Raw genomic sequence first — 19,813 nt, 5'->3', positions numbered from 1 at the left:
ACGTCGAGCCAGCGTGTAGCTTCCGGGGCATGAAGGGCGGGGTGGGGGGCCGGGGCCGCGGGCGGGGGAGCCCGGCGCCTTGCCGTCCGTGCCGGGGGACTGGGTGACTGGGGGGTTGCTCTATGGGAGTACGGCTCATGGTGGTCGACGACCACCGATTGCTCGCCGAGGCGCTGGCTTCGGCGCTGAAGCTGCGCGGGCACCGGGTGCTCGCCGCGGCGGCGCCGGCCGCGGGTGCGGCGGAGCTGGTGATCAGCCGGGCGCCGGAGGTGTGCCTGCTGGGGACGGCGACCCCGGCCGAGCCGGGCATCTTCGATCCGGTGCTGCGGATCAAGCGGGAGCGTCCGCAGGTGGCGGTGCTGGTGCTGGGGCCGGTGCCGAGCCCTCGCGGGATCGCGGCGGCGTTCGCGGCGGGGGCGTCGGGGTACGTCCGGCACGACGAGCGGATAGAGGGCGTCGAGCGCGCGATCATGAAGGCGCGGGCCGGGGAGGCGGCGGTGGCGCCGTCGCTGTTGCAGGGGGCGTTCGGTGAGCTGCTGAATCCGGCGGCCCAGCCCGACGACGAGGGGCAGCGGCTGTTGCAGATCCTCACGCCGAGGGAGGTGGAGGTCCTGGTCCGGGTCGCCGACGGCGAGGACACCAGACTGATCGCGGCGGGGATGGGCATCGCCCCGTCCACGGCGCGTACGCACGTCCAGCGGGTGCTGATGAAGCTGGGCGTGGGATCGAGACTGGAGGCAGCGGCACTGGCCGCCCGCACGGGCCTACTGGACCGAGCGGGCGCGGCAGGCGGCTGAGCGGGGGATCCCCCCCCGCATAGCCGCGGGCAGTCGTGCCTCCCCCAGCGCCTGAACGGCCTGGGAGGTACCCCGGCACGGGGGCCCGGCCGGCGCCGGTCCTCGACACCCACCCCCGGCCCGCACCCACACCGGGCGCCCCGCAAACGCAGGGCACCCGGCACCCGCGTCAGCCCTCCGAAGGCCCCTCGTCAGAGAGCGGCGGCGTAGGCGGAGCCGTAGGCCGCACCTTCAGCCACGCCAGGAAGAACAACCCCAGCACCAGCATCCCCAGCCCGGTCCACAGGTTGATGTTCACCCCCTGCGCCTTGTCGATCTCGTCGTCGGACGCCACGAGGCCCGCGATCGTCACGATGACGCCGTAGACGACGAACAGCCCGCCGATGATCCGCCGGATGTCGAACAGCCGCGCGGCCGTGACGGACTTGGTCTCCAGCTCGGAGACCTCGTCCTGGACGTTCTTGTCGGAGTAGGAATCAGACATGCTCTCTCAATCCTCCCGCGATCAGAACGAGAACGGGATGTAGCAGGCGGCGGCCAGTACGACCGCGCCCCAGCCCAGGAGCGCCGGCTTGCGGTACCACGCGTCGTCGCCCTTGGCGGGCGCCTCGGACATGCCGGGGGAGGTGGTGCCGTAGACCAGGCCCTGGAGCTCGGCGGTGGGCTTCGGCGCGGTGAACAGGGACACGGCGACCATGACGACCGCACCGGCCACGAAGCCCGCGATCGCGGAGACGAAGTTGGCGCCCTGGTCGGAGGGGATGTCGATGATGCCCTGCTTGTAGATGACGAAGTAGTTCACCATCGCCGCGGTGGTGCCCGCGATCAGGCCCCAGAAGCCGGACTTCATGGACGCGCGCTTCCAGAACATGCCGATGATGAAGACCACGAACATCGGCACGTTGAAGAAAGAGAAGAGCGTCTGGAGGTAGCTCATGATGTTCGAGAAGGACGACGCCAGGAAGGCCGTGCCGATCGAGGCCAGGACGCCGATCACGGTGATCAGGCGGCCGAAGCGCACGTAGTAGCCGTCCTCGCGGCCCTTCACCACGTACCTCGCCCAGACGTCGTTGGTGAAGACCGTGTTGAAGGACGAGATGTTCGCCGCCATGCCCGCCATGAAGGCGGCCAGCAGGCCGGTCACCGCGATGCCGAGGACGCCGTTGGGCAGCAGCTGCTGCATCAGGTACGGGATCGCGTCGTTGTACTGGAGGTCCGAGCCGGGCGTGCCGATCCTCGGGACGAGGACGGCGGCGACCAGGCCCGGGATCATCACCACGAAGACGATGAAGATCTTCGGGAACGCGGCGATCAGCGGCGTGCGCTGGGCCGCCGAGAGGTTCTTCGCGGACAGGGCGCGCTGCACCTCGGCGAAGTTCGTCGTCCAGTAGCCGAAGGAGAGCACGAAGCCGAGGCCGAGGACGATGGTCAGCCAGTTGGCGCCCAGCGGGTTGTCGCTGCCGATGCCCGTGCCGCCCCACGCGGTCATGAAGTCGCCGCCGCGGGACTGGGTGAGGGAGTCGGACAGGCCGTCCCAGCCGCCGACCTTCTTCAGGCCCAGGACGGTGATCGGGATGAGGCCGGCCAGGATCACGAAGAACTGGAGGACCTCGTTGTAGATCGCCGAGGACAGGCCGCCGAGCGTGATGTACGCCAGGACGAAGAAGCCGGCGACCACGATGGCCACCCACTGCGGCCAGCCCAGCAGTGCCTCGACGACGATAGCGAGGGCGTAGAGGTTCACCCCGGCGATCAGGATGGCGGCGACGGCGAACAGGAGCGAACTCAGCAGGTGTGAGGCCCTGTCGAAACGCAGGAGCAGGAACTCCGGCACCGAGCGGACCTTCGAGCCGTAGTAGAACGGCATCATCACCAGGCCGAGGAAGACCATCGCCGGGATGGCGCCGATCCAGTACCAGTGGGTCGTGTAGACGCCGTACTGGGCGCTGTTGGCGGCCATGCCGAGGATCTCGGTGGCGCCCAGGTTGGCCGCGACGAAGGCGAGGCCGGTCACCCAGGCGGGCAGCGAGCGGCCGGACAGGAAGAAGTCCAGGCTGGTCTTGACCGAACGGCGGGCGGCGAAGCCGATGCCGAGCACGACGACGAAGTAGATCCCGAGGATCGAGTAGTCGAGCCAGTTGGTGGGGAGTCGAAGCTCCGCGGCTAGATATGTGGGGGTATGCATACGAACTCGCTTCGTTGCGCGAACTGATCCGAGCGGAACCTACGCCTCCGCGTTCAGTATTTGAACACTTTTGGTGACGTTCTTTGTTTGATTGTGATGATCGGCTGGCTGGTTGGTTGCTGGTTGGTTGTGACGTGTTATGTTTGATTGTGTTGGGTGATTGGGTGCGGATGCAGGTGTAGAGGAGTCCGGCAGTGAAGAAGACCTCGACCCGGCTGGCCGACGGTCGCGAGCTCGTCTACTACGACCTGCGCGACGACGCCGTGCGGGACGCCGTCGACCGCCGTCCGCTGGAGCGGACCGTCACCACCTCCGAGGTCCGCCGCGACCCGCTGCTCGGCGACTCGGTCGCCGTCGCCTCCCACCGCCAGGGCCGGACCTACCACCCGCCGGCCGACGAGTGCCCCCTGTGCCCTTCCGCGGGTGAGCGGCTGAGCGAGATCCCGGACTCGTCGTACGACGTGGTGGTCTTCGAGAACCGCTTCCCCTCGCTGGCCGGCGACTCCGGCCGCTGCGAGGTCGTCTGCTTCACCTCCGACCACAACGCCTCCTTCGCCGACCTGAGCGAGGAGCAGGCCCGGCTCGTGCTCGACGCCTGGACCGACCGCACCTCGGAGCTGTCCCATCTGCCCTCCGTCGAACAGGTCTTCTGCTTCGAGAACCGGGGCGCCGAGATCGGAGTGACGCTGGGTCACCCGCACGGGCAGATCTACGCCTACCCCTTCACCACGCCCCGCACCGCCCTGATGCTGCGCCAGGTGGCCGCGCACAAGGAGGCGACGGGTGGGGAGAACCTGTTCGACGCCGTCCTGGAGGAGGAACTGGCCGGTGAGCGGGTCGTCCTGGAGGGTGAACACTGGGCGGCCTTCGTGCCGTACGCCGCGCACTGGCCGTACGAGGTGCACCTCTATCCCAAGCGGCGGGTGCCCGACCTGCTCGGGCTCGACGAGGCGGCGCGCACAGAATTCCCCCAGGTGTATCTGGAACTCTTGAGGCGCTTCGACCGGATCTTCGGCACCGGTGAGCCTCCGACGCCGTACATCGCGGCCTGGCACCAGGCCCCGTTCGGGCAGCTGGAGGACTTCGAGGGCGTGGCGCGGGACGACTTCGCGCTGCACCTCGAGCTTTTCACCATCCGCCGGACGTCCGGCAAGCTGAAGTTCCTCGCGGGCTCCGAGTCCGGCATGAACGTGTTCATCAACGACGTGCCCCCGGAGCGCGCGGCCCGGCGACTGCGAGAGGTAGCGAGTTGATGAGCGGGAAGTACCTGGTGACGGGTGGGGCGGGCTACGTCGGCAGTGTGGTCGCCCAGCACCTGCTGGAGGCAGGCCACGAGGTCGTCGTCCTCGACAACCTCTCGACGGGCTTCCGCGAGGGCGTGCCCGCGGACGCCTCCTTCATCGAGGGCGACATCCGCGACGCCGCCAAGTGGCTGGACCCGTCGTTCGACGGTGTACTCCACTTCGCCGCCTTCTCCCAGGTCGGCGAGTCGGTCGTGAAGCCCGAGAAGTACTGGGACAACAACGTCGGCGGCACCATGGCCCTGCTGGAGGCGATGCGCACGGCGGGCGTCCGCCGGCTCGTCTTCTCCTCCACGGCCGCCACGTACGGCGAGCCGGACCAGGTCCCGATCGTCGAGTCCGCGCCGACCAGGCCCACGAACCCCTACGGCGCCTCGAAGCTGGCCGTGGACCACATGATCACCGGCGAGGCGGCGGCCCACGGCCTGGGCGCGGTCTCGCTGCGCTACTTCAACGTCGCGGGCGCGTACGGCGCGTACGGCGAGCGCCACGACCCCGAGTCCCACCTGATCCCCCTGGTCCTCCAGGTGGCGCAGGGCAGGCGCGACGCGATCTCCGTCTTCGGCGACGACTACCCGACGCCGGACGGCACCTGCGTACGCGACTACATCCACGTCGCCGACCTGGCCGAGGCCCACCTGCTGGCCCTGGCCGCGGCCGCACCGGGCGAGCACCTCATCTGCAACCTGGGCAACGGCAACGGCTTCTCCGTGCGCGAGGTCGTCGAGACCGCCCGCCGGGTGACGGGCCACCCGATCCCCGAGGTCGTGGCCCCCCGCCGGGGCGGCGACCCGGCGGTCCTGGTGGCGTCGGCGGACACCGCCCGCGAGAAACTGGGCTGGAACCCGTCGCGCGCGGACCTCGCGGGGATCGTGGCGGACGCGTGGCAGTTCGCGCGGCGTCGCGTGGGCTAGGACTTACGGGCCGGGACGTGCGGGCCAGGACATACGGCGGAAGGGCGAGGGGTCAGGGCATGAGCGAGGCTGTCGCAGGGGCTGTCGGCGAGCGGTTCCGAGAGCTGTACGGGGCGGATCCCGAGGGGGTGTGGGCGGCGCCGGGCCGGGTGAACCTCATCGGCGAACACACCGACTACAACGACGGCTTCGTCATGCCGTTCGCCCTGCCGCACACGGCGGTCGCGGCGGTCTCCCGGCGCGACGACGGCATCCTGCGCCTGCACTCGGCGGACATCGCGGCCGGCCCCGTCGAGCTGCGCGTCGCCGACCTGACCCCCGAGTCGGACAAGTCCTGGACCGCGTACCCCTCGGGCGTCGTCTGGGCGCTGCGCGAGGCCGGCCACGAGCTGACCGGCGCCGACATCCACCTCGCCTCGACGGTCCCGTCGGGCGCGGGCCTGTCCTCCTCGGCGGCCCTGGAGGTCGTCGTCGCCCTGGCCCTGAACGACCTCTACGCCCTCGGCCTGCGCGGCTGGCAGCTGGCCCGCCTGTGCCAGCGCGCGGAGAACGTCTACGTCGGCGCCCCCGTCGGCATCATGGACCAGACCGCGTCGGCCTGCTGCGAGGCCGGCCACGCCCTCTTCCTCGACACCCGCGACCTCTCCCAGCGCCAGATCCCCTTCGACCTCGCGGCCGAGGGCATGCGCCTCCTCGTCGTCGACACGCAGGTCAAGCACTCCCACAGCGAGGGCGAGTACGGCAAGCGCCGCGCGGGCTGCGAGAAGGGCGCCGCACTGCTGGGCGTGGACGCGCTACGGGACGTGCCGTACGCCGAACTGGACGCGGCGCTGGAACGCCTGGCCGACGACGAGGAGGTGAGCCGCCTGGTCCGTCACGTCGTCACGGAGGACGAGCGCGTGGAGCGGGTGGTGTCGCTGCTGGAGTCCGGCGACACCCGAGCCATCGGCCCCGTCCTGGTCGAGGGCCACACCTCCCTGCGCGACGACTTCCGCATCTCCTGCCCGGAACTCGACCTGGTCGTCGACACGGCCCTCGCCTCCGGCGCCCTCGGCGCCCGCATGACCGGCGGCGGCTTCGGCGGCTCGGCGATCGTCCTGGCGGAGGAGTCCGACGTCGACGCCATCACCAAGGCGGTGGAGGAGGCCTTCACGACGGCGGGCTGCACGGCCCCGCGCGTGTTCGAGGCGGTGCCTGCGGCGGGGGCTCGACGGGTGGGGTGAGGCGCGGGGCGGGGAGTTGACCTCACACCCGCCCCTCCGGTGCGTTCCCGTCGCGGCTCGAATCGCCGACGCCTGGAAGGCCAGCCGGCCGCGCCGGGAACAGCCGGTCCTGTCGGCACTGTTGCATCAGCCGAGGCACCGGCGCCCAACGGGCGGAAACTCGGAGAGCACAAGGTGGTCCGCCTGCCGGAATCCGGGCCTCGGGACCGCGGTACGCCGCCGCGCGCTCGGACCAAGACGTAGCCCCGCAGGAGGACTTTTCATGACTGACCGGCCCTTGACGCTCATGGCAGTGCACGCCCACCCCGACGACGAGGCCACCGGAACCGGAGGGGTCCTCGCACGGTACGCGGCGGAGGGCATCCGCACGGTTCTCGTGACGTGTACCGACGGCGGTTGCGGTGACGGGCCGGGGGGCGCCAAGCCGGGCGACCCCGGGCACGATCCGGCGGCCGTTGCCCTGATCCGCCGTCAAGAACTCGAGGCGAGCTGTGAGGCCCTGAAGATCAGCGATCTGGAGACGCTGGACTACGCCGACTCGGGGATGATGGGCTGGCCGAGCAATGACGCCCCCACCTCCTTCTGGCAGACCCCCGTGGAGGAAGGCGCCGCCCGACTCGCGGAGCTCATGCGGCACTACCGACCCGATGTGGTCGTCACCTACGACGAGAACGGCTTCTACGGCCACCCGGACCACATCCAGGCCCACCGCATCACGATGGCGGCGCTGGAGATGACCGCGCTGACACCGAAGGTGTACTGGACGACGATGCCCCGCTCAGGGATGCAGCGGTTCGGTGAGATCATGCGCGAGTTTCAACCGGACATGCCGGAGCCGGATCCTGCCGAGGCCGCCGCGATGGCCGAGATCGGCCTCCCCGACGACGAGATCACCACGTGGGTGGACACCACGGCGTTCAGCGGTCAGAAGTTCGACGCGCTGGCCGCGCACGCCAGTCAGGGCGAGAACATCTTCTTCCTCAGGATGGGCAAGGAGAGGTTCGGCGAGTTGATGGGCTTGGAGACGTTCGTACGTGTCAAGGACGCCACCGGCGCGACCGTACCCGAGAACGATCTCTTCGCCGGACTGCGCTGATCCGCGCCCGTCAGAACATGACCTCCTCCGAGGGCCCAGGGGGGACGGCTGGTGATTCGCGTCGGCTTCGTCCGTGGCACGGCCGACCGGGCTCCGTTGTCTCCGCCCGGCTCACCCCAGCCGCTTCACCAGCGTGTACTCCGTGATCCCCGGCGGATAGTCGGGGATCACGCACATCACGTCGTAGCCGTGCCGCGTGTAGAAGTCCGGTGCCTGGAAGTCCCAGGTCTCCACGCGGGACGCCGCGCAGCCGCGTTCCTCGCGGGCCGTGCGTTCCGCCTCCGTCAGCAGGGCCGAGCCCAGCCCCGCCCCCCGGTACCGCTCGTCCACCCACAAGTACGTCACGTGGAGCCAGCTCGCCCAGGTGTGGCCGACGAGACCGCCCGCCAGGCTACCGGTCTCATCCAGCACCCATACGTGCAGCGGGAATTCGCGTTCGTGAGGGGTTCCGCGCAGGGAGCGCAGGATGGAGGAGGCCACCGTGTTCGTCTCCCGCAGGCGGGTGCGCAGCAGATCGCGTCGTTCCCTGTCCACTTCTGTCACTAGACGAAACATGCGGCTCACCATAAACGCGCCGGGCTGTCAGTTCTGCAAATAACCTTCCGCTCCCGGCGCCCGCCCGTACTCTGATGAGCAGTACCGGTGGGGGCCGGTGCCGTTCAGGGGGCGAGACAGCCGGGTACGGCGCCCGGGGCGGGGGTAGCGGTTACTGCACGGCGGCGGCCGTGTGGCTGCGGCGACCCGTCCCGGAGTACCGAGTGCACAGTCGGATACGGGGCTTCGGGCGTCGTACCCGTGCCGGTGTCGTCTTCCGTGTCCCGTGGATGGACAGACGATGGGTATCCCCTGCTCCTCAAGGAGCGCGGGGGAGGGGGTTTCGTGGTTCGTATCCGAGTCCTGGTCGTCGACGACCATCGCATCTTCGCCGAGTCGCTCGCCGCCGCCCTGGCCGCCGAGCCGGACGTCGACGTCTCCGCGGCCGGCAGCGGTCCGGCCGCGCTGCGCTGCCTGGAGCGGGCCGCGTCCGAGGGGCGGCGGTTCGACGTGTTGCTCGTGGATGCCGACCTGGGCGGTCACGTGCCGGGCGCGCGCCCGGCCGTGCCCGTGCGGGACGGCAACGAGGACGGGCTGGTGGACGGGATCTCGCTGGTCGCCGGGGTGCGGTCGGGGCAGCCGGGCGTACGGATCGTCGTCCTCGCCGAGAAGGACGACCCCCGGCGGGCCGCCCTCGCGCTGGGGGCAGGCGCCTCCGGATGGGTGGCGAAGGACTGCTCGCTGTCGCGGCTGCTCAGTGTGATCCGGGGTGTCCTGCGCGACGAGACCCATCTGCCGCCCGCGCTGCTCACCGGTGTCCTGCGTGAGCTGACCGCCGCCCGCAAGCACCGCACCGAGAGCGAACGACTGGTGGAGTCGCTGACCCCGCGGGAGCGGGAGGTGCTGCGCTGCATGGTCGCCGGGCTCGGGCGCAAGGCGGTGGCCGAGCGGCTGTACCTGTCCCCGCACACCGTGCGGACGCACATGCAGAACGTGCTGGGCAAGCTGGGCGTCCACTCCACCCTCGCCGCCGTGGCACTGGCGAGGAGGGCCGGGGTGGGGCCGGCCGACCTAACCGGGGATGTTGTCGAACGGGGCGGTCAGCTGGCGTAGCAGCGCCGCCAGTTCGCTGCGCTGGGCGCGGGAGAGTTCGGCCAGGATGGCGCGCTCCTGCGCCAGGAGGCCGGCGAGTGACTGGTCGGCGCGGTCGCGGCCCTCGTCCGTGAGCCGGACCAGTACGCCGCGTCGGTCGCTGGGGTCGGGCAGGCGCTCCACCAGGCCCTTCTTGGCCAGGCGGTCGATACGGTTGGTCATCGTGCCGGAGGTGACGAGGGTCTGGGTGAGGAGCTGGCCCGGCGAGAGCTGGTAGGGGGTGCCCGCGCGGCGCAGGGCCGTCAGGACGTCGAACTCCCAGGGCTCCAGTTCGTGTTCGGAGAAGGCCAGGCGGCGTGCGCGGTCCAGGTGCCGGGCGAGCCTGCTGACCCGGCTCAGTACCTCGAGCGGTTCCACGTCGAGGTCCGGGCGCTCCCGGCGCCATGCTGCGACCAGCCGATCGACCTCGTCCTCCATGACGATCAGTGTAGTGGTTGTGTCGACGTGAAGTCTCTTGATGTTGACTGTCTTGACGTCGAGATAGTTTGCGGGTGACGCTGGGTACTCGGCCCGGACAGCCGGTCCGGTCCAGCCCCTGGAGGCTCCATGCCCGCCACCGCCCCCACCTGGGACCCCGCTCAGTACCTGCGCCACGCCGGGCCCCGCGCCCGCCCCTTCACCGACCTCCTCGCCCGCGTCCCCGACCTGCCCGGCGACCCGCCCCGCATCGCCGACCTCGGCTGCGGCCCCGGCAACGTCACCGTCCTGCTCGCCGACCGCTGGCCCACCGCCCGCATCACCGGCTACGACAACTCGCCCCGGATGCTCGAACGGGCCCGGGAGCACGCCGGGACCACGCCACAGGGCGGCCGCCTCGACTTCGCCCCCGCCGACGCCCGCACCTGGGCCCCCGCCGAGCGGTACGACCTCGTCATCAGCAACGCCACCCTCCAGTGGGTCCCCGGTCACGTCGAGCGCTTCGCCGACTGGATCGGCCCTCTCGCCCCCGGCGGCGTTCTCGCCTTCCAGGTGCCCGGCAACTTCGACGCCCCCAGCCACCGCCTGATGCGCGAACTCGCCCACTCCCGGCGCTGGCGGGACCGCCTCGCCGGCACCCTGCGCCACGACGGCGCCGTCCTCACGCCCGAGGCCTACCTCGCCCACCTGGCCGCCGCCGGCTGCACCGCCGACGTCTGGGAGACGACGTACGTCCATCTGCTGCCCGGCGAGGACGCCGTACTGGACTGGGTGAAGGGCACGGGGCTGCGGCCCGTACTCACCGCGCTCGACGACGACCCGGAGGCCCGGGACGCGTTCGTCGAGGAGTACCGGAACGTCCTGCGCGCCGCCTATCCCGCCCAGGCGCACGGCACCCCGTTCCCCTTCCGCCGCGTCTTCGCCGTCGCCCGGAAGGAGGGCACTCGCCGATCGGCGCGGTCGGTCGGGTGAGGAGGGGAGCGTCCCGGGGCTGCGCGCCTCCGCTCACGCCACCCCCTCCGCGACGAGCGCGTCGATCGCCTCCTCGGACAGACCCAGCTCGCCGAGTACGGCGCGGGTGTGTTCGCCCGGTGCCGGCACCGCGTCCATGCGGGGCGCGTCCCCGGTCGGGCCCGGCGGGGCGAGCGCCGGGACGGGACCGGCCGGCGTGGACACCTCGTGCCAGCGGCCGCGCGCCGTCAGCTGGGGGTGGTCCCACACCTCGGCGAGCGTGTTCACCCGGGCGCCCGCGACCGGCACCGCACTGAGCAGTTCGATCGCCTCGGTGCTGGTCAGCTCCGCGAACCGGGCCGCGATCAGCGTGCCCAGCGCCTCCCGGTGCGTGTTGCGGTCCGCGTTGGTGGCGTAGTCGGGGTGCTCGGCCAGCTCCGGACGGTCCAGGAAGCCCGCGCAGAAACCGCGCCACTCGCGGTCGTTCTGGATCGCCATCATGACGACCTTGCCGTCGCCCGCCGTGAAGGGCCCGTACGGGTAGATCGTCGCGTGCGCGGCGCCCGCCCGCGGTGGCGGCTCGGCTCCGTCGAAGGCGTAGTAGAGGGGGAAGCCCATCCACTCCACGGTGGCCTCCAGCATCGACACGTCCAGACGCGTGCCCCAGCCCGTCCGCCCGCGCTCCAGCAGCGCGCCGAGGATCGAGCTGTAGGCGTACATCCCGGCGGCTATGTCCGACACCGAGATGCCCACCTTGGCCATGTCGTCCGGCGAGCCCGTGACGGACAGCAGCCCCGACTCGGACTGCACCATCAGGTCGTACGCCTTGCGGCCCTCGTACGGGCCGGGGGCGCCGTAGCCGGAGATGTCGCACACGATGAGGCGCGGGTGCCGCGCGCACAGTTCCTCGGCGCCGAGCCCGGCCCGGGCCGCCGCGCCCGGCGCCAGGTTCTGCAGGAAGACATCGGCCTTCGCGATCAGGCGGTGCAGTACGTCCATGCCGCGCGGGTCCTTGAAGTCCAGGGTGAGGGACTCCTTGTTGCGGTTCACCCACACGAAGTGCGAGCTGAGGCCGCGTACGCGGGTGTCGTAGGCGCGGGCGAAGTCCCCCGTCCCGGGGCGCTCCACCTTGATCACCCGTGCGCCCAGGTCGGCGAGCTGGCGGCTGGCGTACGGCGCGGCGACCGCCTGTTCGAGCGAGACGACGGTGACTCCGCGGAGCGGCTGCATCAGTGTTCTCTCCGGTGCGGTGACGGGCGTCGGACGACGAGGGCGTGCCCGCCCCGCCGGCCGGCGCTCAGCTCTTGCGATGTCCTATCAGCCGCGGCTTCGGCTCCAGGCCGTCCAGCCCGTGCCACGCCAGGTTCACCAGATGCGCCGCCACCTCCGCCTTCTTCGGCTTGCGCACGTCCAGCCACCACTGGCCGGTCAGCGCGACCATGCCGACCAGCGCCTGCGCGTACAGCGGGGCCAGTTTGGCGTCGAAGCCGCGGTTCTTGAACTCGCGGCCCAGGATGTCCTCCACCTGGGTGGCGATGTCCGAGATGAGGGAGGCGAAGGAACCCGTGGACTGCGGGATGGGGGAGTCGCGGACCAGGATGCGGAAGCCGTCCGTGTACTCCTCGATGTAGTCGAGGAGCGCGAAGGCCGCCTGCTCGCACAGCTCGCGGGGGTGGCCGGCGGTCAGGGAGCTGGTCACCATGTCCAGCAGCCGCCGCATCTCACGGTCCACCACCACCGCGTACAGCCCCTCCTTGCCGCCGAAGTGCTCGTACACCACCGGCTTGGACACCCCGGCCTTCGCCGCGATCTCCTCCACCGACGTGCCCTCGAAACCCTTCGCCGCGAAGAGGGTGCGACCGATCTCCAGCAGCTGCTGGCGGCGCTCGGCACCGGTCATCCGGGTGCGACGCGCGCGCCGCGGCTTCTCATTGCTCGGGGTGCTGCTGGAGTCGGTCGCCACGGCGACCATCATGCCGCTTCGACGGTTTCCTTCCGGCGCCGGGAGCCGCCTTGGTCCGTGTTCCGGCGGGAATCGATACGCGAGCGTGACGGCCACCGCACGTCGTACGCCCACCCGAACCGCTCGAACCAGCGGATCAGACGGGCCGAGGAGTCCAGCTGCCCGCGCATCACCCCGTGCCGCGCCGAGGTCGGGTCGGCGTGGTGCAGGTTGTGCCAGGACTCACCGCAGGACAGGATCGCCAGCCACCACACGTTGCCCGAACGGTCCCGCGACTTGAACGGGCGCTTGCCGACCGCGTGGCAGATCGAGTTGATCGACCACGTCACGTGATGCAGCAACGCCACCCGGACGAGTGAACCCCAGAAGAACCCGGTGAACGCGCCCCACCAGGACATCGTGACCAGCCCGCCGATCAGCGCCGGAAGGGCCAGGGACAGCACCGTCCACAGGATGAACTGGCGGGAGATCGCGCGGAGCGCCGGGTCCTTGATCAGGTCCGGGGCGTACTTCTCCTGCGAGGTCTGCTCCTCGTCGAACATCCATGCGATGTGGGCCCACCACAGGCCCTTCATCAGGGCCGGCACCGTCTCGCCGTAGCGCCACGGCGAATGCGGGTCGCCCTCGTCGTCGGAGAACTTGTGGTGCTTGCGGTGATCGGCCACCCAGCGGACCAGCGGCCCCTCGACCGCCATGGAGCCGGCGATCGCCAGCGCGATCTTCAGCGGCCGTTTCGCCTTGAAGGAACCATGGGTGAAGTGGCGGTGGAAGCCGATGGTGATGCCGTGGCAGCCCAGGAAGTAGAAGAAGACCAGCAGGCCCAGGTCCAGCCAGCTCACGCCCCATCCCCACGCCAGCGGCACCGCCGCCACCAGCGCGAGGAACGGGACGGTGATGAACAGCAGCAGCGTGATCTGCTCGAGGGACCGCTTCTGCTCACCGCCCAGCGTGGCGGAGGGTGCGGCGGTGCCGTCGGAGGGCTTCGGAGCGTCTGGGATCACATCGGAACTCGTGGTCATGCGCGTCCCCTGGGGGGTCGAGGGTTTGTCCGGTGCCGTGTCTCGGTAACCGTGTGCTCATTCCTACGGTTCCGTAACCTACGGCGACGTAAGTATGGCAGCGCGTCGTCCCGCGGCAAGAGCCCGAGAGCCTGCGCGTCCTGGCCGACACCTATCCTGGGAGTCGGTCGGACAGCGCGGTCCGCTCTGATTACCTTCCCGGACGTCCGGCCCGGTAAGCGGCGCCCGCCGCGCGAGACGGCTGTCCGGGTTCCCTCCCAGACGAGCTTCAACACTGCAAGGAGCCGCACCTGTGAGCAGTGCCGACGACCAGACCACCACGACGACCAGCAGCGAGCTGCGCGCCGACATCCGCCGGCTGGGTGATCTCCTCGGAGAGACCCTCGTCCGGCAGGAAGGCCCCGAGCTGCTGGAACTCGTCGAGAAGGTACGCCGACTCACCCGAGAGGACGGCGAGGCCGCCGCCGAGCTGCTGCGCGGCACCGAACTGGAGACCGCGGCCAAGCTGGTCCGCGCCTTCTCCACCTACTTCCACCTCGCCAACGTCACCGAGCAGGTCCACCGCGGCCGCGAACTGGGCGCCAAGCGCGCCGCCGAGGGCGGACTGCTCGCCCGTACGGCCGACCGCCTGAAGGACGCCGACCCCGAGCACCTGCGCGACACCGTCCGCAACCTCAACGTCCGGCCCGTCTTCACCGCGCACCCCACCGAGGCCGCCCGCCGCTCCGTCCTCAACAAGCTGCGCCGCATCGCCGCCCTCCTGGACACCCCGGTCATCGAATCCGACCGGCGCCGCCTCGACATCCGCCTCGCCGAGAACATCGACCTGGTGTGGCAGACCGACGAGCTGCGCGTGGTCCGCCCGGAGCCCGCCGACGAGGCCCGCAACGCCATCTACTACCTGGACGAGCTGCACGCGGGCGCCGTCGGCGACGTCCTGGAGGACCTGACGGCGGAGCTGGAGCGCGCCGGCGTCAAGCTCCCCGACGACACCCGCCCGCTCACCTTCGGCACCTGGATCGGCGGCGACCGCGACGGCAACCCCAACGTCACCCCCCAGGTGACCTGGGACGTCCTCATCCTCCAGCACGAGCACGGCATCAACGACGCCCTGGAGATGATCGACGAGCTGCGCGGCTTCCTCTCCAACTCCATCCGCTACGCCGGCGCCACCGAGGAGCTCCTGGAGTCCCTCCAGGCCGACCTGGAGCGGCTGCCCGAGATCAGCCCCCGCTACAAGCGCCTCAACGCCGAGGAGCCCTACCGGCTCAAGGCCACCTGCATCCGGCAGAAGCTGGAGAACACCAAGCAGCGCCTCGCCAAGGGCACCCCCCACGAGGACGGCCGCGACTACCTCGGCACCGCACAGCTCCTCGACGACCTGCGGCTCGTCCAGGCCTCCCTGCGCGAGCACCGCGGCAGCCTCTTCGCCGACGGCCGCCTCGCCCGCACCATCCGCACCCTGGCCGCTTTCGGCCTCCAGCTCGCCACCATGGACGTCCGCGAGCACGCCGACGCCCACCACCACGCCCTCGGCCAGCTCTTCGACCGGCTCGGCGAGGAGTCCTGGCGCTACGCCGACATGCCCCGCGAGTACCGCGCCAAGCTCCTCGCCAAGGAACTGCGCTCCCGGCGTCCGCTGGCGCCCAGCCCGGCGCCCGTCGACGCGGCCGGCGAGAAGACCCTCGGCGTCTTCCAGACCGTCAAGCGCGCCCTGGAGGTCTTCGGCCCCGAGGTCATCGAGTCCTACATCATCTCCATGTGCCAGGGCGCCGACGACGTCTTCGCGGCGGCCGTGCTGGCGCGGGAGGCCGGTCTCATCGACCTGCACGCCGGCTGGGCCAAGATCGGCATCGTGCCGCTCCTGGAGACCACGGACGAGCTGAAGGCCGCCGACACCATCCTGGAGGACCTGCTCGCCGACCCCTCCTACCGGCGCCTGGTCGCCCTGCGCGGCGACGTCCAGGAGGTCATGCTCGGCTACTCCGACTCCTCCAAGTTCGGCGGCATCACCACCTCGCAGTGGGAGATCCACCGCGCCCAGCGCCGCCTGCGCGACGTCGCCCACCGCTACGGCGTCCGCCTGCGTCTCTTCCACGGCCGCGGCGGCACCGTCGGCCGCGGCGGCGGCCCCACCCACGACGCGATCCTCGCCCAGCCCTGGGGCACCCTGGAGGGCGAGATCAAGGTGACCGAGCAGGGCGAGGTCATCTCCGACAAGTACCTCATCCCGGCTCTGGCCAGGGAGAACCTGGAGCTGACCGTCGCGGCCACCCTCCAGGCCTCCGCCCTGCACACCGCCCCGCGCCAGTCCGACGAGGCGCTCGCCCGCTGGGACGCCGCCATGGACGTCGTCTCCGACGCGGCCCACACGGCCTACCGCAAGCTGGTCGAGGACCCCGACCTGCCCACGTACTTCCTGGCCTCCACGCCGGTCGACCAGCTCGCCGACCTGCACCTGGGCTCGCGGCCCTCCCGCCGCCCCGGCTCGGGCGTCTCGCTCGACGGACTGCGCGCCATCCCGTGGGTCTTCGGCTGGACCCAGTCCCGGCAGATCGTCCCCGGCTGGTACGGCGTCGGCTCCGGCCTGAAGGCCCTGCGCGAGGCCGGCCTGGACACCGTCCTGGACGAGATGCACCAGCAGTGGCACTTCTTCCGCAACTTCATCTCCAACGTCGAGATGACCCTCGCCAAGACCGACCTGCGCATCGCCCAGCACTACGTCGACACCCTGGTCCCGGACGAGCTCAAGCACGTCTTCGACCGGATCAAGGCCGAGCACGAGCTCACCGTCGCCGAGGTCCTGCGCGTCACCGGCGAGGACGAACTGCTGGACGCCGACCCCGTCCTCAAGCAGACGTTCACCATCCGCGACGCCTACCTCGACCCCATCTCCTACCTCCAGGTCGCCCTCCTCGGCCGCCAGCGAGAAGCCGCCGCCGCGGGCGAGGAAGCCGACCCGCTCCTCGCCCGGGCCCTGCTCCTCACCGTCAACGGCGTCGCCGCGGGCCTGCGCAACACCGGCTGACCCGCACCCCGCACGCACGACGGTGCCCCCGCGCTCACCTGGAGCACGGGGGCACCGTCACGTACGTCGGCACGTATGTCCGCGCGGGGGCCTCACACCGCCACGAACGCCGCCGTCAGCAAGGCCACGCCCGCCCCGGCCATCACCCACCCCGCCCGTGTGCGCCGCAGACCGCCCGCCACCACCACCGACGCCAGCAGCAGCGCCCCGCCCAACGGCACCCACGCGTACAGCACCCCCGCCGGACCCGAACGCACCACGTCGTCACTGCCGGGCTTCATCACCACGGAGTACGTCCGCCCCTTCGCCACGGCGACCGAATCCTCGATGACGACCCGCTCCCGCGCCTGCGACCCCGCCGACACCGGCGCGTACGGCCCACTGCACGTACCCCCGCCGCACCGCGTCACCTCGACCGTGCCCTGCTCCCGCCCCTTGGTCAGCAGCACGTGCTGCGCCGTACCCCAGGACGCCCACACACCCGCGATCAGGATCAGCGCCGTCACCGTGCCCATCGCCGCGACCCGGCCGAACCGCAGCACGGCGCGTGAGGCCTGACGGGGACGGGCAGCGGCGGCGGCTGAGGCAGGCATGGCCGGGATCATTGGCCATACCTGTGCGTTGGGTCAACTCGCCCGCGAACCATCGACGGACAAGTCCGGAGTTGTACGCGGGCGCGAGGCGCACGTCAGGAGTTGTACGCGCTCTGCGCCCGCTCCAGCCCCTCGATCACCAGAGCCTCGACCGCGTCCGCCGCGCGGTCCACGAAGTAGTCCAGCTCCTTGCGCTCCGTCGACGAGAAGTCCCGCAGCACGAAGTCGGCCACCGGCATCCGGCCCGGCGGCCGCCCGATCCCGAACCGCACCCGGTGGTAGTCGGACCCGAGCGCCTTCGTGATCGACTTCAGCCCGTTGTGGCCGTTGTCGCCGCCGCCCAGCTTCAGCCGCAGGACGCCGTAGTCGATGTCCAACTCGTCGTGGATCGCCACGATGTTGCCGACCGGCACCTTGTAGAAGTCCCGCAATGCCGTCACCGGCCCGCCCGACACATTCATGAACGACATCGGCTTCGCCAGGATCACCCGCCGGTTGGCCGACCCCGGTGGCCCGATCCGCCCCTCGACCACCTGCGCCTGCGCCTTGCCGTGCCGCTTGAATCGTGCCCCGATCCGCTCCGCCAGCAGATCCGCCACCATGAAACCGACGTTGTGCCGGTTCGAGGCGTACTCGGGGCCCGGATTGCCGAGACCGGCCACCAGCCAGGGCGCACCCGCGTCCGTCGTCACGTCCCTGTCTCCTTCGTATCCCTCATACCAGTCCACCCCGTCCACACATGCGCGTCGGCCGCTGCCCCGCACGGGAACAGCGGCCGACGAACGAAGACCGTAGCGAGGATCAGGCCTCGGCGGCCTCTTCGCCCTCACCCTCGGCGGGGGCTTCCTCGGCCTGCGCGGCCAGAACCTGGAGGACGACCGTGTCCTCCTCGACGGCCAGCTTGGTGCCGGCCGGGAGCGGGATGTCCTTGGCCAGGATGGAGGCGCCGGCCTCCAGGCCCTGGACGGAGACGGTGACCGACTCCGGAATGTGCGTCGCCTCGGCCTCGACCGGCAGCGCGTTCAGAACGTGCTCCAGCAGGTTGCCGCCCGGGGCCAGCTCGCCCTCGGTCTGCACGTAGATCTCGACGCTGACCGTCTCGCCACGCTGCACCAGCTGAAGGTCGACGTGCTCCAGGAAGCCCTTGATCGGGTCACGCTGCACGGACTTCGGGATCGCCAGCTCGTTGGTCTTGCCGTCGATGTCCAGCGCGATCAGGACGTTCGGCGTGCGCAGCGCCATCAGCAGGTCGTGACCCGGAAGCGTCAGGTGCAGCGGGTCCGAACCGTGACCGTACAGAACACCCGGAACCTTGTGGTCACGGCGGATGCGGCGCGCGGCACCCTTGCCGAACTCGCTGCGCGTCGTGGCGGTGAGCTTCACCTCGGACATGATCACTCCTCGTAGAAAGTAGAACGGACGTGGTCACCCGGCCACGAACGGCCTGCTACGAAGAGCGCGTCGATTACGGACCGCCGTACCCACGCCTTGGAAAAGACGAGTACGGCCTCCCTCGCCGAGCAACTTCAGCAGTCTACTCGGAGAGGAAGGCCGTACCCAAAACGATCAGGGGCGACGCCCCGCAGAACGGTTACTGCTCGTCGAACAGGCTCGTCACCGAACCGTCCTCGAACACCTCACGCACCGCACGCGCGATCGTCGGCGCGATCGACAGCACCGTGATCTTGTCCAGCTCCAGCTCGTTCGGCGTCGGCAGCGTGTTCGTGAACACGAACTCGCTCACCTTCGAGTTCTTCAGCCGGTCCGCCGCCGGACCCGACAGCACACCGTGCGTCGCCGTCACGATGACGTCCTCCGCGCCGTGCGCGAACAGGGCGTCAGCAGCGGCGCAGATCGTGCCACCGGTGTCGATCATGTCGTCGACCAGAACGCAGATCCGGCCCTTCACGTCACCGACGACCTCGTGCACGGTGACCTGGTTCGCCACGTCCTTGTCGCGACGCTTGTGCACGATCGCCAGCGGCGCGCCCAGACGGTCGCACCAGCGGTCCGCCACCCGCACCCGGCCCGCGTCCGGGGAGACCACCGTCAGCTTCGAGCGGTCCACCTTCGCACCCACGTAGTCCGCGAGCAGCGGCAGCGCGAACAGGTGGTCCACCGGACCGTCGAAGAAGCCCTGGATCTGGTCCGTGTGCAGATCCACGGCGAGAATCCGGTCCGCACCCGCCGTCTTCATCAGGTCCGCGATCAGACGCGCCGAAATCGGTTCACGTCCCCGGTGCTTCTTGTCCTGCCGCGCGTAACCGTAGAACGGCACGATGACGGTGATGGAGCGGGCCGACGCGCGCTTCAACGCGTCGATCATGATCAGCTGCTCCATGACCCACTTGTTGATCGGGGCCGTGTGGCTCTGGATCAGGAAACAGTCCGCACCGCGCGCCGACTCCTGATAACGCACGTAGATCTCGCCGTTGGCGAAGTCGAAGGCCTTCGTCGGGACGACCCCGACACCCAACTGCTGGGCGACCTCCTCGGCAAGCTCGGGGTGGGCGCGGCCGGAGAAGAACATCATCTTCTTCTCGCCGGTCGTCTTGATCCCGGTCACAGCACTTTCTCCTCAGAGGTTTCGCAGCTGAGCGTCACGGGCGCTCTTCCGGCTGGGTGCGGGAGGCGTCTCAG

At 70.5% G+C, this 19,813-nt stretch carries 19 protein-coding genes; 8 read left to right on the top strand and 11 right to left on the bottom strand.

The window, feature by feature from the left end; genetic code table 11:
- The first annotated feature begins 122 nt into the window (after nt 1-122).
- Entirely contained in the window at nt 123-797 is a 675-nt protein-coding gene (locus ACFW48_RS07490) for a LuxR C-terminal-related transcriptional regulator (RefSeq protein WP_386311318.1), read from the top strand.
- Nucleotides 798-966: 169 nt separating this feature from the next.
- Here ACFW48_RS07490 and ACFW48_RS07485 read toward each other — a convergent pair whose 3' ends face one another.
- Nucleotides 967-1,281, bottom strand: a complete 315-nt coding sequence (locus tag ACFW48_RS07485; RefSeq protein WP_386311316.1) for a hypothetical protein — start codon at nt 1,279-1,281, stop codon at nt 967-969.
- Nucleotides 1,282-1,302: 21 nt separating this feature from the next.
- Nucleotides 1,303-2,982, bottom strand: a complete 1,680-nt coding sequence (locus tag ACFW48_RS07480; RefSeq protein WP_386311314.1) for a sodium:solute symporter family protein — start codon at nt 2,980-2,982, stop codon at nt 1,303-1,305.
- Between the two features lie 194 nt (nt 2,983-3,176).
- Here ACFW48_RS07480 and galT point away from each other — a divergent pair, with 194 nt between their 5' ends.
- The 4 genes from galT (at nt 3,177) to ACFW48_RS07460 (ending at nt 7,516) form a co-directional block, all read left to right on the top strand.
- The gene (gene galT / locus ACFW48_RS07475) at nt 3,177-4,235 is read left to right on the top strand and encodes a galactose-1-phosphate uridylyltransferase (RefSeq protein ID WP_386311312.1); all 1,059 of its coding nucleotides are present in this window, start codon (nt 3,177-3,179) and stop codon (nt 4,233-4,235) included.
- Complete coding sequence (gene galE / locus ACFW48_RS07470) at nt 4,235-5,197, top strand: UDP-glucose 4-epimerase GalE (RefSeq protein WP_386311310.1); 963 nt, start codon at nt 4,235-4,237, stop codon at nt 5,195-5,197. The genes galT and galE overlap by 1 nt, the downstream gene beginning before the upstream one ends.
- A gap of 59 nt (nt 5,198-5,256) precedes the next feature.
- Nucleotides 5,257-6,420, top strand: a complete 1,164-nt coding sequence (gene galK / locus ACFW48_RS07465) for a galactokinase (RefSeq protein ID WP_386311308.1) — start codon at nt 5,257-5,259, stop codon at nt 6,418-6,420.
- A gap of 262 nt (nt 6,421-6,682) precedes the next feature.
- Nucleotides 6,683-7,516: a PIG-L family deacetylase gene (locus ACFW48_RS07460; RefSeq protein ID WP_386311307.1), complete on the top strand. Its 834-nt coding sequence runs from the start codon at nt 6,683-6,685 to the stop codon at nt 7,514-7,516.
- Nucleotides 7,517-7,627: 111 nt separating this feature from the next.
- Here ACFW48_RS07460 and ACFW48_RS07455 read toward each other — a convergent pair whose 3' ends face one another.
- Nucleotides 7,628-8,083 carry a GNAT family N-acetyltransferase gene (locus tag ACFW48_RS07455; RefSeq protein ID WP_386311305.1) on the bottom strand — a complete coding sequence of 152 codons (456 nt, stop codon included), beginning with the start codon at nt 8,081-8,083 and terminating at the stop codon, nt 7,628-7,630.
- Between the two features lie 312 nt (nt 8,084-8,395).
- On the opposite strand from ACFW48_RS07455, the gene ACFW48_RS07450 reads away from it, so the two are divergent.
- Nucleotides 8,396-9,163, top strand: a complete 768-nt coding sequence (locus ACFW48_RS07450; RefSeq protein WP_310872962.1) for a response regulator transcription factor — start codon at nt 8,396-8,398, stop codon at nt 9,161-9,163.
- Here ACFW48_RS07450 and tamR read toward each other — a convergent pair.
- Nucleotides 9,122-9,619 carry a MarR family transcriptional regulator TamR gene (gene tamR / locus ACFW48_RS07445; RefSeq protein ID WP_210963411.1) on the bottom strand — a complete coding sequence of 166 codons (498 nt, stop codon included), beginning with the start codon at nt 9,617-9,619 and terminating at the stop codon, nt 9,122-9,124. The two genes, ACFW48_RS07450 and tamR, sit on opposite strands and share 42 nt — an antisense overlap.
- Before the next feature lie 129 nt (nt 9,620-9,748).
- Between tamR and ACFW48_RS07440 the strand changes: the two genes are divergently transcribed.
- Nucleotides 9,749-10,591, top strand: coding sequence for a trans-aconitate 2-methyltransferase (locus tag ACFW48_RS07440; RefSeq protein ID WP_386311302.1), 843 nt, complete (start codon nt 9,749-9,751; stop codon nt 10,589-10,591).
- Between the two features lie 33 nt (nt 10,592-10,624).
- On the opposite strand, the gene ACFW48_RS07435 is transcribed toward ACFW48_RS07440, so the two are convergent.
- The 3 genes from ACFW48_RS07435 to ACFW48_RS07425 form a co-directional block, all read right to left on the bottom strand.
- Complete coding sequence (locus ACFW48_RS07435; RefSeq protein ID WP_386311301.1) at nt 10,625-11,800, bottom strand: CaiB/BaiF CoA transferase family protein; 1,176 nt, start codon at nt 11,798-11,800, stop codon at nt 10,625-10,627.
- 67 nt (nt 11,801-11,867) lie between these two features.
- Nucleotides 11,868-12,545: a TetR/AcrR family transcriptional regulator gene (locus ACFW48_RS07430; RefSeq protein WP_210963414.1), complete on the bottom strand. Its 678-nt coding sequence runs from the start codon at nt 12,543-12,545 to the stop codon at nt 11,868-11,870.
- Nucleotides 12,542-13,552 carry an acyl-CoA desaturase gene (locus ACFW48_RS07425; protein ID WP_386311299.1) on the bottom strand — a complete coding sequence of 337 codons (1,011 nt, stop codon included), beginning with the start codon at nt 13,550-13,552 and terminating at the stop codon, nt 12,542-12,544. Before ACFW48_RS07425 ends, ACFW48_RS07430 begins: the two co-directional genes overlap by 4 nt.
- 292 nt (nt 13,553-13,844) lie before the next feature.
- On the opposite strand from ACFW48_RS07425, the gene ppc reads away from it, so the two are divergent.
- Nucleotides 13,845-16,580 carry a phosphoenolpyruvate carboxylase gene (ppc, locus tag ACFW48_RS07420; RefSeq protein ID WP_386311297.1) on the top strand — a complete coding sequence of 912 codons (2,736 nt, stop codon included), beginning with the start codon at nt 13,845-13,847 and terminating at the stop codon, nt 16,578-16,580.
- A 92-nt stretch (nt 16,581-16,672) separates the two neighbouring features.
- Here the strand turns inward: ppc and ACFW48_RS07415 are convergent, their stop codons facing one another.
- From ACFW48_RS07415 to ACFW48_RS07400, 4 genes are all read right to left on the bottom strand, one after another.
- Nucleotides 16,673-17,185 carry a hypothetical protein gene (locus ACFW48_RS07415; RefSeq protein WP_310875844.1) on the bottom strand — a complete coding sequence of 171 codons (513 nt, stop codon included), beginning with the start codon at nt 17,183-17,185 and terminating at the stop codon, nt 16,673-16,675.
- Nucleotides 17,186-17,268: 83 nt separating this feature from the next.
- Entirely contained in the window at nt 17,269-17,865 is a 597-nt protein-coding gene (gene pth, locus ACFW48_RS07410; RefSeq protein ID WP_386311295.1) for an aminoacyl-tRNA hydrolase, read from the bottom strand.
- A 109-nt stretch (nt 17,866-17,974) separates the two neighbouring features.
- Nucleotides 17,975-18,565: a 50S ribosomal protein L25/general stress protein Ctc gene (locus ACFW48_RS07405; RefSeq protein WP_386311293.1), complete on the bottom strand. Its 591-nt coding sequence runs from the start codon at nt 18,563-18,565 to the stop codon at nt 17,975-17,977.
- A 199-nt stretch (nt 18,566-18,764) separates the two neighbouring features.
- A complete protein-coding gene (locus ACFW48_RS07400) occupies nt 18,765-19,739 on the bottom strand; it encodes a ribose-phosphate diphosphokinase (protein WP_061444301.1) in 975 nt (324 codons plus the stop codon).
- Nucleotides 19,740-19,813: the final 74 nt, after the last annotated feature.

This window comes from Streptomyces sp. NPDC058812 (assembly GCF_042744565.1).
In the GTDB taxonomy this organism is placed as follows: Bacteria; Actinomycetota; Actinomycetes; order Streptomycetales; family Streptomycetaceae; genus Streptomyces; species Streptomyces thinghirensis.
The sequence above is the reverse complement of the archived record's forward strand: the minus strand, read 5'-3'. Positions and strand labels throughout refer to the sequence as shown.